The sequence below is a fragment of the Prochlorococcus marinus str. GP2 genome, assembly GCF_000759885.1.
GTDB classification, from domain to species: Bacteria; Cyanobacteriota; Cyanobacteriia; order PCC-6307; family Cyanobiaceae; genus Prochlorococcus_A; species Prochlorococcus_A marinus_J.
Window position 1 is genome coordinate 261,225 of the sequence record NZ_JNAH01000008.1, and the last position, 12,825, is coordinate 274,049.

Below are 12,825 nucleotides of genomic sequence, written 5' to 3' on the forward strand. Positions count from 1 at the left end.
ACTTTGCACAAATATATGCGCTTGTTGAAATATATAGTTAGCATGACATGTAAATTGTATTTTGGCATGGGCCAGACTCTAGTTTTAAATGCATCTTACGAACCTTTAAACATTACCTCTTGGAGAAGAGCTGTAATTCTTATGATAAAAGGTAAAGCAGAAAGCCTAGAGGAAGATAAATCCTATTCAATACATTGCGGCAGAAAATTACCTACAGTAATAAGACTTCGTTACTATGTCAAAGTACCTTTTAGGGAAGTTTCTTTAACAAGAAAAAATATTCTCCTAAGAGATAATAATGCTTGCCAATACTGTAACTATAGAGGTAGTGATTTATCAATAGATCATGTTCTTCCAAGAAGCAGAGGTGGAACTGATAACTGGGAAAATGTTACTACAGCATGTCTTAGATGCAATGTACAAAAGGGTAATCGCACCCCAGAAGAGGCTAATATGCCTTTACAACGAAGGCCGTACCGACCGCTTAGTAATCTCAATTTTGAGGCTACTAGGCATATTGACTCTGGAAAACATAAAGAATGGAGTAAATATGTGATAGGAGGTTCAATCTAATAACAATAAAAACTCTATAAAGTTAATTGACTTCGTTGTTAAATTCTTCCAACATTCTCTTTTGTTCTTGTGCTATGCACGCATCAATAACTTCATCCAATTGACCAGCGAGAATTGGTTCAAGTGAAAAATTGGATCCCAATCTATGATCAGTTGTCCTATTATCTTTAAAATTATAAGTTCTAATTTTTTCACTCCTATCGCCTGTTCCCACCTGTGAGAGCCTTTGTGATCTCTCTTTAGCATTAGCTTCTTTTAATTGAATCTCGTATAATTTTGCTCTTAAAATTTCCATTGCTCTTTCACGATTCTGCAATTGTGATCTCTCTTGAGTACAAAAAACTCTGATTCCTGTGGGTTTGTGCAGAAGATCAATAGCAGTCTCAACCTTATTAACATTTTGTCCCCCTGCACCTCCTGATCTTGCAGTACCAACCTCTATTTCAGTTGGATCAATTTTAACCTCAACAGGATCAGCCTCAGGCATGACAGCGACAGTGGCTGTAGATGTGTGAACTCTACCTTGAGATTCAGTCGATGGGACTCTTTGAACTCTGTGTACACCAGCCTCGAATTTTAGTTGACTATATACTGAGTCTCCCTTAACAGATATGACTAACTCTTTGAATCCTCCCATATCTGACTCAGAAGCGCTAACAGGTTTTACAGACCATCCAGTTTTTTGTCCATATCTTTCATACATTCTTGCCAAATCGCCCGCCCATATACAAGCCTCGTTACCTCCAGCACCTGCTCTGATTTCTAACATTACACTTCTCTCATCTCTTGGATCTTTGGGTAATAATGCAATAGTGGTTTTTTGAATAAGTTGACTCTTTAATTCCTCTAGGTTAGATAACTCTTCATTTATTAAAGATTCCATCTCTTTATCATTTCTGTTCTCTTTAAGAAGATTTCTCGAATCTTCAATTTCCTTATCAGTATCAACTAACTTATTGAAATCATTCACCAAAGGTTCTAATTTTGACCTTTCTCTAGCAATTGATTCTAATTTTTTAGGATCATTTGCTATGTCAGGATCTGCAAGTTGAACTTCCAAATTTTCAAAACTTTGCGAAGCAGTTTTCAACCTTGCAATTAGTGTTGAGTATTCCAATTAAAATTGTGCTTAATTTCGAGAATTCTATTTATTAGAATCTTTTTCTTTATTATCTTTAGATGTAGCTGAATTAGCTGAACCCATTCCATATTTTTTCATAAACCTATCAACTCTACCTTCTGTATCAAGAATTTTTTGAGTTCCCGTAAAGAAAGGATGATTTCCACTCCATACGTCAACATGTAGTTCGGGTTGAGTGGAACCTGTAGTCATTACAACTTCTCCATTACAAATAACTTTTGCATCTGGATACCATTTTGGGTGAATTTTTGATTTTGGCATAATTAAATTTCCTTTAACGTTTAGAGAATTGTGGAGCTTTTCTTGCTTTTTTGAGTCCATACTTTCTTCTTTCCTTCGCTCGAGGATCTCTACTAAGATGTCCTTCATTTTTGAGCGGTTTCCTGTTGTCAGGAGATAATTCACAAAGGGCTCTTGCTGCCCCTTGCTTGATAGCATCAGCTTGTCCTGTTAATCCGCCACCATAGACATTTACCAAAATGTCATAAGAGTTTTCTAGGCCTAATGTTTGCAAAGGTGCTTTTACTGAATTTAAATGCAGAGGATTAAAGTTTAAGTAATCATCTCCTGAACGACCATTAATTTTAATCATTCCATTTCCCGGAATCAATCGAACTCTAGCTACTGAAGTTTTTCTTCTTCCAGTTCCCCAATAAACAGCTTTGGATTTTATTTGACTATTCATTTTAGTAAATTAGTTCTTCAATAATACAGGATTCTGGGCAGCATGAGGATGATCAGCGCCTTTATAAACTTTTAGTTTTTTAAATAGTTGTCTTCCCAAAGAGTTATGAGGAAGCATACCCTTAACAGCTTGCTCGATAATTCTTTCAGGGATTCTTTCTTGAAGAGATTCAAATTTTTCAATTTTCATTCCTCCTGGCCTTCCAGAATGTCTTCTGTATAACTTTTGTGATGCTTTTTTACCTGTTACCTCAACTTTTTCGGCATTAACTACTATTACAAAATCACCTGTATCTAAATGAGGAGTAAATGTTGGTTTATTTTTTCCTCTTAGAACAGTTGCAATTTCTGCAGCAAGTCTCCCAAGTGTCCTATCTTTTGCGTCAACTAAAAACCAATTTCTTTCAATAGTTTCTATAGACGGAGTAATTGTTTTATTCATTGACCAAATTTATGCAAATAAATTTAAATTCAGTTCTCAATTCTACCTTATTGCAGGAGAATTAAACAATAATTTTGGATTATTTACACAATTAGCTCTTTCTTAATCAAATTTAACTAAGAAAAACCATAAATTAAAAAAATTGGGAAAAAATCATTTTTGTTGATCTTTTTAAAAACATTTTCTTCATACACAGCATTTATAAAACATAAACCCTTTGCTGGAGCAGATTCTTTAACATCATTTTTCTTTTTATTTACCCATATATCTGTAAAAATTTTTGGAGATATTTTTTTTTCTCCGACTAACACTAGTTGACCCACTATTAAACGAACCATTCCATAAAGAAAACCAGTAGCTTTGATATCAATAAAAATCAAATCTCCTACTCTATTAATTTTTATAGTTTTTATATTTGTAATTGAATTACTCCTCGTGCTTCCACTTTTCTGAAAAGCAAAAAAATCATGTTCACCTTCCATACTCTTTGAAGCATTAGACATTAATGTCTCATCTAATAATTTTTGGTATCTATGCCATGACCAACTATTTATAAATAAGTTAGGGAATTTACTATTATTAATTACATATCGATAATGCCTATATTTTGCTGAATAGCATGCATGCCAGCTATCAATTTCAACCTCAACCGATTCCAAGATTCTAATAGTTGATGGTAAAAAACTATTTAGTAATGCTTCAAAGCAATTTCCTGGAATCACACAATCAGTATCAAAGTGTACAACTTGTCCAGAAGCATGAACCCCTGCATCAGTTCGACCCGCGGCAAAAGTCTTTACGGCATGATGTGTAATTTTGAAAAGAGCTTGCTCTAGAATTTCCTGAACTGTAGTTGCATTTTTTTGTCTTTGCCAGCCTGAATAACTTGATCCATCATATTGGATTAGTAAAGCTACCCTTTTCAAAAGTTATATTCTGGTAAAACCCTTTATTGGAAAAACTTAAACAAGCTCAATTATAGCCATCTGAGCGTTATCACCTTTCCTAGAGACCGTTCTGACTATGCGGGTATAACCCCCTTTTCTATCTCCATATCTTTCTTTTGCTTTTTCAAATAATGAATGAACTAATTTTTTATCATAGATATACCCAATAGCCCTTCTTCTTGAAGCTAAACTACCTTCTTTAGCTAGAGAAATCATTCTTTCAGCCTCGTTTCTCAAAGCTTTTGCCCTAGCTTTTGTTGTCGTTACTCTACCTTCCCTAATTAATTGAGTAGTCAAACCTCTTAAAAGTGCTTTCCTCTGGTCAGCAGGTTTACTTAATAAAGGAATTCTAAGTTGGTGTCTCATAATCTTAAAAATTGTTAAACAGAAGTTCTGCTTTGTGGAATAGAAATTCCAATGCGTTCAAGAGCTTCAATAACCTCATCTGCAGATTTAGAGCCAAAGTTCTTAATTTCAAGAAGATCTTCATAGCTAAAGCCCATTAAATCGGAAACTGAATTAACTTGCGCTCGTTTTAAACAATTATATGCTCTAACGGACAAGTTTAGTTCCTCAAGAGGAATTTGAGCTTCAGGAGATGGTTCAGGTTCTTCAGGAATTTCCTCGACCATTGTAACAGTTGCAAGAGGTTGAAAAAGTTCTATTAATTGATTTGCAGCTTCAGCAATAGCATCATCAGGGCTTGTTGAGCCATCTGTTACTACTTCCATTTTCAATCTTTCTCTACCTGTTCCACCCTCTGCTACTGCCGTTTCGTCAATCGTAAAATTGACTCTTTTAACCGGCATAAAAACAGCATCTATTTGAAGTAAATCAATAGAGGTTGTCTCTTCATTCTTGCGATCAACCGGTCTATATCCCACACCTCTTTCAACATGAATTTCTAACTCTAAGCTATGTCCAGCCTGAATAGTCGCGATCGGTTTTTCTCCATCAACAATTTCAACTTGAGATGAGAATTGAATATCATTTGCCTTAACATCCATTGGACCACTTGCAACTAGCCTGCCGATTTCGAGTTCTGGATTAGAACTATTGATTGATAATTGCTTACAGTTGAGAAGAATATCTAAGACATCTTCCCTAACTCCAGGAATTGTTGCATATTCGTGGTTAATTCCTGCAATTCTGACGGCGGTCACTGCACTTCCTTCTAGTCCTCCCATTAGAACTCTTCTGAGTGAATTACCCAAAGTTGTAGCTTGTCCCCTTTCTAAAGGGCCAATTAAAAAAGTTCCTTTTTGGGAGCGATCATCTGATATTTGATGGTCGATTCTGTCAATCTGGTATTGCAACACGGAAAAAATAGGGTTGAAAGTTTTGTTTTGTTGGGGGGGGGGAGATAATAAAGAACTAAACGCGTCTTCGTTTAGGTCTTCTACATCCATTATGCGGTAATGGAGTCACATCTCTTATTAGAGTTATTTCTAATCCGGCCACTTGTAAAGCTCTTATGGCCGTTTCCCTACCTGATCCTGGACCTCTTACTAATACTTCAATTTGTCTCATACCCTGATCAAGTGCTCTCCTAGCTGCAGCTTCAGCTGCTGTTTGAGCGGCAAAAGGTGTCCCTTTACGAGCGCCTTTAAATCCACTTGCACCTGCAGAAGACCAAGAAATTACATGCCCAGAAGTGTCAGTAATTGAGACAATAGTGTTATTAAATGTACTTTGAATGTGTACTACACCGTTAGGTATATTACGTTTAGATTTTTTTGAACCTGTTTTTTTTACTGTAGCTGCCATAGTGTTGTTAATTTAATACTGAAATTTGTGTGTAGATTTAATTTGTTATTTTTTTCTTCCAGCAACTGTTTTCCTTGAACCCCTTCTTGTCCTTGCATTGGTTCTAGTTCTTTGACCTCTCACTGGTAGGCTCATTCTATGCCTTCTTCCTCTAACACATCCTATATCTTGTAAACGTTTTAAGGCCATTCCCTCTTTTCTCCTCAAATCTCCCTCTAAAGTGAATTCCTCTGTAGCAACTCTGAGCTTTTGTACATCAGAATCTGAAAGATCTTTGACACGAATATCTGGGTTTACACCTGTACTTGCAAGAATTAGCTTTGATCTAGTTAAACCAATTCCATAAACGTATGTAAGTCCAATTTCAACTCGCTTTTCGCGAGGTATGTCGATTCCTGCAATCCTGGCCACGTGTTTTGAGTAAGTAAAAGTTTTAATTAAAGGGTTGAAATTTAACCCTGACGTTGTTTATTGCGAGGTCTTTTCTTGTTAATAACATAGATTTTACCTCTTCGCCTCACGATCTGATCGTCAGGACTAATTTTTTTGACTGAAGATCTTACCTTCATAAGGGTTTTTGCAAATAAACGTTAATTTTATATTCTACATCATCATCAAGCCATTTTTTGTTTGATTTCTGAGGAAATAGTTTTTAAATCTCTATCTGCATCAATATACTCAAGTAATGAAAGATCTTTGAAATATTGAATCAATGGTTCTGTAGTTTTTTTATAAATTTCAACCCTTTTTCTGATAGTCTCTTCAGTATCATCTTTCCTTCCTCTCAAAAGCAAACGCTTTATAAGAACTTCTTCGGGAATATCTAAGTAAAAAACAAGTTCTAAAGGCTGGTTTATTTCAATTAAGACATCATTCAATGAATTTGCTTGAGATAAATTTCTTGGGTAACCATCTAAAATCCAACCTTTATTATCCTTGTCTAAATTTTGCCTTACTATTTTCAATACAAGTTCGTCACTAACAAGTTCTCCACGATTAATGATATCCTTTACTTCTTGACCGAGGATAGTATTCATTTCGATTTCTTTTCTTAATAATTCCCCTGTGGAAAGGTGCAAGTAAGAATTTGTTTGACTTAGTAATTCTGCCTGAGTCCCTTTCCCTGCTCCCGGTGCCCCTAAAAATAATAGATGTTTTTTCATTAATTATTAATTAGTCCCTCATACCTTTGAGAAATAACATAAGTTTGAATTTGTTTAGAAGTATCAATAGCCACACCCACAAGAATAAGTAATGAAGTTGCTCCTAAACCTTGAAAGGTCTGTACATTTGTCGCTCTTTCTACCGCAGCTGGGATGATAGCTACTGAACCCAGAAATAAACCTCCTAATAATGTCAACCTATTTTGTATTCCTGAAAGGTATTTTGCTGTATTAGTTCCTGGTCTAACTCCTGGTATTGCAACTCCTCCTTTTTTGAGATTTGATGCCACATCAACTGGATTAATCGTGAGGGATGCATAAAAATAAGAAAATCCCAAAATCAAAGAGAAAAATGTCAGCGCATATGGCCATGGATTTGAAGATCCAGGATTTAAACTGCTAGCTAATTTTATTAAAACTGGATTGCCCGTAACATTTGCAATAGTTATTGGTAAAAAAATTAAAGCGGATGCAAAGATAATAGGCATAACACCCCCTGCATTTAATTTTAAGGGTAAATAACTTTGTCTTGTAGGAAGTAATGTTGCATTTCCTATTTGTCTTTTTGCACTAACAATTGGAATACGTCTTGCTCCTTCTTGAACAAAAATTATCCCAACAATTGTCAATAAAAATACTCCAAGTAATACTGCTATACCTAATACATCTCCTCTATCACCAGTTTGGGCTTTTTCAATAGTTGAGCTTAAAGCCTTTGGTAAAGTCGAGACGATATTCAAAAAAATTACCAATGAAGCGCCTTGTCCTATTCCTTTCTCTGTAATAATTTCACTGAACCACATCACCAACATTGATCCAGTAACTAATGCTATGGAAGTTTGCAAAACAAATGTAGTTTCACTTATCCCCTCAATTGCATATTGTTTAAGAATTAAAGAAAAAATAATACTCTGTAAAAACCCCCAGCCTAAAGAAACATATCTAGTTATTTGAGCAATTTTTCTTCTACCCGCTTCTCCTTCATTTTTTTGTAAATCTTCAAGAACAGGCAATGAAGCAGTTAGAAGTTGGATAATAATTGATGCATTGATAAAAGGAAGTATGCCTAATGCAAATATTCCTAGAGTAGAAATTCCTCCGCCAGTAAAAATATCTAAAAAACCTATTAATTGACCTCCTTGATCTATAAAACTTTTAAAAGCAACTCTATCAATACCTGGCATGGGGATATAAATACCAAGTCTTACTAAAAGAAGAAGACCTAAAGTTGTTAAAACTCTACTTCTTAGCTCTTTATTTAAAAATAATTGGGATAGTATTTCAGAAGCGCTAGGATTTCTACTTTTGTTAACAAACATTTTGAACTTACCTAAATTTTTTAGTAAATTTATTTATTAACTATAAGCTCGCAAGATCCACCTGCGTCCTCAATTTTTTGTTTTGCAGCTTTCGTGAATGCATGAGCTTGGACTTTTAACTTTACATTAACTTTTCCGTTACCAAGGATTTTTAAAGGAAATTTTGGCTTAAAGATCAATCCTTTTTTAACTAGTGAGTCTAAATTAACAGTATCGTTATCTTTAAAGTCATTTAATTTATCTAAATTTATAATAGAAAAATTTTTTTGATTAATTATTTCAAAATGCTTTAATTTTGGAACTCTTCTATATAAAGGCATTTGGCCACCTTCAAAACCTGGACGAGTTGGTCTCCCAGAACGTGACTTTTGACCTCTCATTCCAAAACCACAAGAAGCTCCCTGACCAGCAGCAATACCCCTACCCTTTCTTAACTTTTTCTTTCTAGAGCCAGAGTTTGATTTAAGTGAATTTAATGTTGAAGTCATAATTTTCAAGAATAGAGCTGTTCAAGTGAGATTCCTCTCTCCCTTGAGGCAGATTTGTGTGTTCTTAATTGTGAAAGAGCTACCATAGCCGCTCTTGCATTATTCAAAGGTGTTTTACTACCTAATCTTTTTGCTAAGACATTTTTTATGCCCGCTAATTCTAAAACTGTTCTAATTGAACCACCAGCAATTACCCCTGTACCTGGAGCAGCTGGCCTAATAAGTACATTAGCAGCACCGTCTCTACCTTTTGATAAAGTTGGTATTGAATTATTTGGAGTTAAAGGAACCCTAACAAGATTCTTTTTACCATCTGAAACTCCCTTTCTCACCGCACCAATGACATCTCCTGCTTTACCAACTCCAACTCCAACTTGACCTTTCTCATTACCTACAACAACTATTGCTCTAAAACTCATTTTTTTTCCACCCTTAACAGTTTTAGAAACGCGTCGAATTTGAACAACTCTTTCTTGCCAATCAGAATCTCTCTCAAGATTTTTTGAATCACCTCTTTTATTTCTTTTTCGATCATTACGATTATTCTTTTTTTGTTCAACAGGCATAGCTCCAGGAACTTTATCATTCTTGGATTGAATTTCTTGTTTTGTTGGAGTGTCAGTCATAGTAAAAAATAAAAGTTAGAATTCTAGGCCAGCTTCACGGGCAGCATCTGCAAGTGCCTTTACTCTGCCGTGATATAAATTTCCACCACGGTCAAAAATAACTTGCTTAATACCTTTTTTTATAGCTCTCTTTGCTAATAATTTTCCAACAATGGAAGAAGATTTACAATCAGAGGGTAATTTCTCAGATTTTTCTCTTATTTCCTTATCAACAGTGGAAGCTGAGCAAATAGTTATTTGAGCGCTATCATCAATAACCTGTGCATAAATATGGTTATTCGAGCGAAAAACAGACAATCTTGGACGCGTTGCATCTCCAATTAAGAATCTCCTTAATCTTCTATGTCTTTTTTGGGTTTGTAATTTCCTGGAAAATTTGGTCATTTTTTTAATTGGAATTATTTTTTGCCAGATTTACCAGCTTTTCTGAGAATTCTCTCATCATGGTATTTAATTCCTTTACCTTTATATGGCTCTGGAGGTCTAATTGATCTGATTTTTGCTGCCTCATTGCCAACAATTTCCTTATCAATTCCAGATACAGTAACATTTGTATTACTCTCAACTTTGTATGTTATACCATCAGGGGGGATCATTTCTACAGGATGGCTATATCCTGCACTTACAACTAGATTTTTACCTTTTACTTGTGCTCTTGATCCAACGCCAACAATTTCTAATTTCTTTGAAAAACCTTGAGTAACCCCTTCAACCATATTTGCAATTAAGGCTCTACATAATCCATGTCTCTGCCTTGAATATATTTTGGTTGTAGTAGGACTTACGACAACAGTATTATCTTTCTTATCAAAACTAACTCCCTCAGGCATGAGACGTTTTAACTCACCCTTTGGGCCTTTCACGGTAACTGTTAATCCATCAAAATCAACTGTAACTTTCTCAGGAATAAGTACTGGTGTTTTTCCGATTCTTGACATGATTAATTCTCCTTAATAAACATAGCAGAGGACTTCGCCGCCAATGCCTTGCTTTCTAGCATCGCGATCACTCATAACGCCTTTAGAAGTTGAAATTATGGCAACTCCAAGACCTCCAAGAACTTTTGGTAAACCTCTAGTATTTTTATATACTCTCAATCCAGGTTTACTAACTCTTTGCATAGATCGGATAGTAGGAAATTTGTTTTTACCACTATATTTGAGACCGAGTATTATTTGTGATTTATAACCTTCACCTTCCTCATTAATATCAGAAATGAATCCCTCCTTTTGAAGCACTTTGGCGATACTTAAGGACATTTTTGAACCTGGGATTGTTGTTGTTGTATGCTTTTTTTGACTCGCATTTCTAATTCGAGTAAGCATATCTGAAATAGGATCGTGATTTGACATAGTTTTAATTTAATTCTTACTAAAAGGCATTCCTAACTCCTGTAAAAGAGCTTTACCTTCTTGATCTGATTTTGCACTTGTGACAATAGTTATATCCATACCTCTTATTGAATCTATTTTATCAAAAGAGATTTCAGGAAAAATCAATTGCTCTTTCACTCCAACGGTATAATTCCCTCTCCCATCGAAACTTTTTGGATTAACTCCTCTGAAGTCTCTTATTCTTGGTAAAGCTAGATTTATAAATCTCTCCAAAAAGGAATACATCCTGTCTCCTCTCAAAGTAACAGTACAACCAATTGGCATGCCCTCACGAATTTTAAAACCCGCGATAGCTTTTTTAGCCCTAGTTACAAGGGCCTTTTGTCCTGTAATTGTTGCCATTTCGTTTAAAGAGGCTTCTAGAGCTTTTGAATTTGAAGCTGCCTCACCAAGACCTCTGTTAACGTTGACTTTGACAACTTTAGGTACTTGATGAATATTTTTAAGACCAAGTTCCTTTAAAAGTTTTGGTCTTATTGATTCTTTGTAGCGATTTTTTAGAGTCATAATTTTTTGTTAATTCTGGTCTTTGTCAGAATTGATAAATTAGAAAAAGTTGAAATCTGGTTTCTGGTGAAAAATTAATCAATTACTTCACCAGTTTTCTTCAATCTTCTTTTCTTCACTCCCTCTTTATCAATAAAGTATTCAATCTTACTTGTAAGATTTTTATCCTTTGAAAAAAACATTACATTTGATGCATGTAAAGATGCTTCTTCTGTAAGTATTCTTCCAGTTTCTCCTTCCTGAGTTGGTTTTACATGTTTAGTCCTAAGGTTAATTCCCTTTACAACTACTCTATTTTGAAGAGGGATAGTTTTTAAAACCTCACCAGTTTTCCCTTTATCCTTGCCATTAATTACTTTTACCAAATCTCCAGTTTTGATTCTCATTTTTATTCTCTGGGAATTTTTCTTTTGTTTTAATGAGTCCAACATTTAAATCACCTCCGGAGCAAGAGAAACAATCTTTGTATAATTTTTATCCCGCAGTTCTCTAGCTACAGGACCAAAGACTCTGGTACCTTTTGGATTCTTATCTTCATTAATCAATACTGCTGCATTGTCATCAAATCTGATTGAATTACCAGTATTTCTTCTTAAAGTTGCTTTAGTTCTGACGATAACAGCTTTAACAACTTCAGATTTCTTAACTCCCATATTAGGAAGAGCATCTTTTACAGTTGCTACGATTACATCTCCGACGTGCGCATACCTTCTATTAGAACCTAAAACCCTAATACATTGGAGTCTTTTTGCTCCGCTATTATCGGCAACTGTTAAATAAGTTTCTTGTTGAATCATTTTTTAACCTCCTTAGCCTGACTTGTTTTATTGAGAATCTCTTGTATTGCCCATCTTTTATGAGCACTGAGCGGTCTAGTTTCTCTAATTTTAACTCGATCACCTAAAACACATGTATTTTCTGGATCATGCGCCTTATATCGTGTAGTTCTACTTACGATTTTTTTATAAGTGGGATGTGGATATCTGTTAATGACAGCAACAACAACTGTTTTATCCATTTTGTCGCTGACAACAGTACCAATTCTTTCTTTAAGTGCCATAACTAATTAATCAGAAGTTGTTTTAGAAGCAGATTGACTCTTACTGAGAGTGAGTAATTGCGCAACTTGTTTCTTGATAATTTTAAATTTATGAGTTTCATTGAGCTGTCTTGTAGCTTGCTTGAATCTCAAATCAAAAAGATCTTTTCGTAATTGATCAATCTTTTCAGTAATTTGTTCAGAATTTAATTTTTTAAATTCCTTAAGTGACTCTGAGTTTTTCATTGTTTAACCTCCTCTTGAGATTTTTTACTATTTTTTGTATTTTCTTGGGAGGAGTTTTCTAGATTTTTATCAATGGAGATAAATTTAGTTTTTACAGGAAGTTTGTATTGAGCCAGACGCATAGCTTCCTTTGCAGTTTCCTCAGTGATATCCTCACCACCCATTTCAAAAAGTATTCTTCCAGGTTTTACAACTGCGACCCAAAACTCTGGGTTACCTTTACCAGAACCCATTCTGGTTTCGGCAGGTCTCATGGTTACAGGTTTATCAGGAAATATTCTAATCCAGATTTGACCACCACGTTTGATATATCTGGTCATAGCTCTTCTGCTTGCTTCAATCTGACGTGCAGTTACCCAGCCACAGTCTTGAGCTTGGAGAGCAAATTGACCGAATGCAATAGTATTACCTTTTGAGGCTACACCCCTCATTCTGCCTCTATGTTGTTTACGGAATTTAGTACGTTTTGGACTAAGCATTTTTATACCT

General features: G+C 35.0%; 24 protein-coding genes. 1 reads left to right on the forward strand and 23 read right to left on the reverse strand.

Annotation, left to right across the window (positions count from 1 at the left end):
• Positions 1-15 precede the first annotated feature (15 nt).
• Positions 16-573: an HNH endonuclease gene (locus tag EU91_RS01065; protein ID WP_032525258.1), complete on the forward strand. Its 558-nt coding sequence runs from the start codon at positions 16-18 to the stop codon at positions 571-573.
• A gap of 22 nt (positions 574-595) precedes the next feature.
• Here the strand turns inward: EU91_RS01065 and prfA are convergent, their stop codons facing one another.
• From prfA to rplP, 23 genes are all read right to left on the reverse strand, one after another.
• The gene (gene prfA, locus EU91_RS01060; RefSeq protein ID WP_032525055.1) at positions 596-1,690 is read right to left on the reverse strand and encodes a peptide chain release factor 1; all 1,095 of its coding nucleotides are present in this window, start codon (positions 1,688-1,690) and stop codon (positions 596-598) included.
• A gap of 27 nt (positions 1,691-1,717) precedes the next feature.
• On the reverse strand, positions 1,718-1,975 hold the full coding sequence (gene rpmE / locus EU91_RS01055) for a 50S ribosomal protein L31 (protein WP_032525056.1): 258 nt from the start codon (positions 1,973-1,975) through the stop codon (positions 1,718-1,720).
• A gap of 13 nt (positions 1,976-1,988) precedes the next feature.
• Positions 1,989-2,399 (reverse strand): 30S ribosomal protein S9, encoded by a 411-nt coding sequence (rpsI, locus tag EU91_RS09120; protein ID WP_032525057.1) that lies wholly within the window; start codon positions 2,397-2,399, stop codon positions 1,989-1,991.
• Between the two features lie 9 nt (positions 2,400-2,408).
• Complete coding sequence (rplM, locus tag EU91_RS09125; RefSeq protein WP_032525058.1) at positions 2,409-2,840, reverse strand: 50S ribosomal protein L13; 432 nt, start codon at positions 2,838-2,840, stop codon at positions 2,409-2,411.
• A 116-nt stretch (positions 2,841-2,956) separates the two neighbouring features.
• Positions 2,957-3,766 carry a tRNA pseudouridine(38-40) synthase TruA gene (gene truA, locus EU91_RS01040; RefSeq protein ID WP_032525059.1) on the reverse strand — a complete coding sequence of 270 codons (810 nt, stop codon included), beginning with the start codon at positions 3,764-3,766 and terminating at the stop codon, positions 2,957-2,959.
• Positions 3,767-3,802: 36 nt separating this feature from the next.
• Complete coding sequence (gene rplQ / locus EU91_RS01035) at positions 3,803-4,153, reverse strand: 50S ribosomal protein L17 (protein ID WP_025946442.1); 351 nt, start codon at positions 4,151-4,153, stop codon at positions 3,803-3,805.
• A gap of 14 nt (positions 4,154-4,167) precedes the next feature.
• Positions 4,168-5,106, reverse strand: a complete 939-nt coding sequence (locus tag EU91_RS01030) for a DNA-directed RNA polymerase subunit alpha (protein WP_032525259.1) — start codon at positions 5,104-5,106, stop codon at positions 4,168-4,170.
• A gap of 55 nt (positions 5,107-5,161) precedes the next feature.
• Positions 5,162-5,554 carry a 30S ribosomal protein S11 gene (gene rpsK / locus EU91_RS01025; protein WP_032525060.1) on the reverse strand — a complete coding sequence of 131 codons (393 nt, stop codon included), beginning with the start codon at positions 5,552-5,554 and terminating at the stop codon, positions 5,162-5,164.
• A 45-nt stretch (positions 5,555-5,599) separates the two neighbouring features.
• The gene (gene rpsM, locus EU91_RS01020) at positions 5,600-5,965 is read right to left on the reverse strand and encodes a 30S ribosomal protein S13 (protein WP_032525061.1); all 366 of its coding nucleotides are present in this window, start codon (positions 5,963-5,965) and stop codon (positions 5,600-5,602) included.
• 41 nt (positions 5,966-6,006) lie between these two features.
• Positions 6,007-6,123, reverse strand: a complete 117-nt coding sequence (gene rpmJ / locus EU91_RS09085) for a 50S ribosomal protein L36 (protein ID WP_011377173.1) — start codon at positions 6,121-6,123, stop codon at positions 6,007-6,009.
• Between the two features lie 45 nt (positions 6,124-6,168).
• Positions 6,169-6,717 (reverse strand): adenylate kinase, encoded by a 549-nt coding sequence (locus tag EU91_RS01015; RefSeq protein WP_032525062.1) that lies wholly within the window; start codon positions 6,715-6,717, stop codon positions 6,169-6,171.
• Positions 6,717-8,036, reverse strand: coding sequence for a preprotein translocase subunit SecY (gene secY / locus EU91_RS01010; RefSeq protein WP_032525063.1), 1,320 nt, complete (start codon positions 8,034-8,036; stop codon positions 6,717-6,719). Before secY ends, EU91_RS01015 begins: the two co-directional genes overlap by 1 nt.
• 29 nt (positions 8,037-8,065) lie before the next feature.
• Positions 8,066-8,524 carry a 50S ribosomal protein L15 gene (gene rplO, locus EU91_RS01005; protein ID WP_032525260.1) on the reverse strand — a complete coding sequence of 153 codons (459 nt, stop codon included), beginning with the start codon at positions 8,522-8,524 and terminating at the stop codon, positions 8,066-8,068.
• A 5-nt stretch (positions 8,525-8,529) separates the two neighbouring features.
• Positions 8,530-9,150: a 30S ribosomal protein S5 gene (gene rpsE, locus EU91_RS01000; RefSeq protein ID WP_032525064.1), complete on the reverse strand. Its 621-nt coding sequence runs from the start codon at positions 9,148-9,150 to the stop codon at positions 8,530-8,532.
• 15 nt (positions 9,151-9,165) lie between these two features.
• A complete protein-coding gene (gene rplR / locus EU91_RS00995; protein WP_032525065.1) occupies positions 9,166-9,534 on the reverse strand; it encodes a 50S ribosomal protein L18 in 369 nt (122 codons plus the stop codon).
• 14 nt (positions 9,535-9,548) lie between these two features.
• Positions 9,549-10,088 carry a 50S ribosomal protein L6 gene (rplF, locus tag EU91_RS00990; RefSeq protein WP_025922639.1) on the reverse strand — a complete coding sequence of 180 codons (540 nt, stop codon included), beginning with the start codon at positions 10,086-10,088 and terminating at the stop codon, positions 9,549-9,551.
• Positions 10,089-10,100: 12 nt separating this feature from the next.
• The gene (gene rpsH, locus EU91_RS09130) at positions 10,101-10,502 is read right to left on the reverse strand and encodes a 30S ribosomal protein S8 (protein ID WP_032525066.1); all 402 of its coding nucleotides are present in this window, start codon (positions 10,500-10,502) and stop codon (positions 10,101-10,103) included.
• A gap of 9 nt (positions 10,503-10,511) precedes the next feature.
• On the reverse strand, positions 10,512-11,051 hold the full coding sequence (gene rplE, locus EU91_RS09135) for a 50S ribosomal protein L5 (RefSeq protein ID WP_032525067.1): 540 nt from the start codon (positions 11,049-11,051) through the stop codon (positions 10,512-10,514).
• A gap of 74 nt (positions 11,052-11,125) precedes the next feature.
• On the reverse strand, positions 11,126-11,482 hold the full coding sequence (gene rplX, locus EU91_RS00975; RefSeq protein ID WP_032525068.1) for a 50S ribosomal protein L24: 357 nt from the start codon (positions 11,480-11,482) through the stop codon (positions 11,126-11,128).
• A complete protein-coding gene (rplN, locus tag EU91_RS00970) occupies positions 11,483-11,848 on the reverse strand; it encodes a 50S ribosomal protein L14 (RefSeq protein ID WP_002807235.1) in 366 nt (121 codons plus the stop codon).
• The gene (gene rpsQ, locus EU91_RS09140; RefSeq protein WP_032525069.1) at positions 11,845-12,111 is read right to left on the reverse strand and encodes a 30S ribosomal protein S17; all 267 of its coding nucleotides are present in this window, start codon (positions 12,109-12,111) and stop codon (positions 11,845-11,847) included. Before rpsQ ends, rplN begins: the two co-directional genes overlap by 4 nt.
• A 6-nt stretch (positions 12,112-12,117) precedes the next feature.
• A complete protein-coding gene (gene rpmC / locus EU91_RS09145) occupies positions 12,118-12,336 on the reverse strand; it encodes a 50S ribosomal protein L29 (protein WP_025895061.1) in 219 nt (72 codons plus the stop codon).
• Positions 12,333-12,815 (reverse strand): 50S ribosomal protein L16, encoded by a 483-nt coding sequence (rplP, locus tag EU91_RS00955; protein WP_025938709.1) that lies wholly within the window; start codon positions 12,813-12,815, stop codon positions 12,333-12,335. Before rplP ends, rpmC begins: the two co-directional genes overlap by 4 nt.
• Positions 12,816-12,825: the final 10 nt, after the last annotated feature.

Excerpts from the sequence above, each read along its gene's own strand:
- EU91_RS01065 (WP_032525258.1), top strand. The coding sequence starts at position 16 with ATGCGCTTGTTGAAATATATAGTTAGCATGACATGTAAATTGTATTTT.
- rpmE (WP_032525056.1), bottom strand. The coding sequence starts at position 1,975 with ATGCCAAAATCAAAAATTCACCCAAAATGGTATCCAGATGCAAAAGTT.
- rpsI (WP_032525057.1), bottom strand. The coding sequence starts at position 2,399 with ATGAATAGTCAAATAAAATCCAAAGCTGTTTATTGGGGAACTGGAAGA.
- rplM (WP_032525058.1), bottom strand. The coding sequence starts at position 2,840 with ATGAATAAAACAATTACTCCGTCTATAGAAACTATTGAAAGAAATTGG.
- rplQ (WP_025946442.1), bottom strand. The coding sequence starts at position 4,153 with ATGAGACACCAACTTAGAATTCCTTTATTAAGTAAACCTGCTGACCAG.
- rpsK (WP_032525060.1), bottom strand. The coding sequence starts at position 5,554 with ATGGCAGCTACAGTAAAAAAAACAGGTTCAAAAAAATCTAAACGTAAT.
- rpmJ (WP_011377173.1), bottom strand. The coding sequence starts at position 6,123 with ATGAAGGTAAGATCTTCAGTCAAAAAAATTAGTCCTGACGATCAGATC.
- EU91_RS01015 (WP_032525062.1), bottom strand. The coding sequence starts at position 6,717 with ATGAAAAAACATCTATTATTTTTAGGGGCACCGGGAGCAGGGAAAGGG.
- secY (WP_032525063.1), bottom strand. The coding sequence starts at position 8,036 with ATGTTTGTTAACAAAAGTAGAAATCCTAGCGCTTCTGAAATACTATCC.
- rplO (WP_032525260.1), bottom strand. The coding sequence starts at position 8,524 with ATGACTTCAACATTAAATTCACTTAAATCAAACTCTGGCTCTAGAAAG.
- rpsE (WP_032525064.1), bottom strand. The coding sequence starts at position 9,150 with ATGACTGACACTCCAACAAAACAAGAAATTCAATCCAAGAATGATAAA.
- rplR (WP_032525065.1), bottom strand. The coding sequence starts at position 9,534 with ATGACCAAATTTTCCAGGAAATTACAAACCCAAAAAAGACATAGAAGA.
- rplF (WP_025922639.1), bottom strand. The coding sequence starts at position 10,088 with ATGTCAAGAATCGGAAAAACACCAGTACTTATTCCTGAGAAAGTTACA.
- rpsH (WP_032525066.1), bottom strand. The coding sequence starts at position 10,502 with ATGTCAAATCACGATCCTATTTCAGATATGCTTACTCGAATTAGAAAT.
- rplE (WP_032525067.1), bottom strand. The coding sequence starts at position 11,051 with ATGACTCTAAAAAATCGCTACAAAGAATCAATAAGACCAAAACTTTTA.
- rplX (WP_032525068.1), bottom strand. The coding sequence starts at position 11,482 with ATGTTGGACTCATTAAAACAAAAGAAAAATTCCCAGAGAATAAAAATG.
- rplN (WP_002807235.1), bottom strand. The coding sequence starts at position 11,848 with ATGATTCAACAAGAAACTTATTTAACAGTTGCCGATAATAGCGGAGCA.
- rpsQ (WP_032525069.1), bottom strand. The coding sequence starts at position 12,111 with ATGGCACTTAAAGAAAGAATTGGTACTGTTGTCAGCGACAAAATGGAT.
- rpmC (WP_025895061.1), bottom strand. The coding sequence starts at position 12,336 with ATGAAAAACTCAGAGTCACTTAAGGAATTTAAAAAATTAAATTCTGAA.
- rplP (WP_025938709.1), bottom strand. The coding sequence starts at position 12,815 with ATGCTTAGTCCAAAACGTACTAAATTCCGTAAACAACATAGAGGCAGA.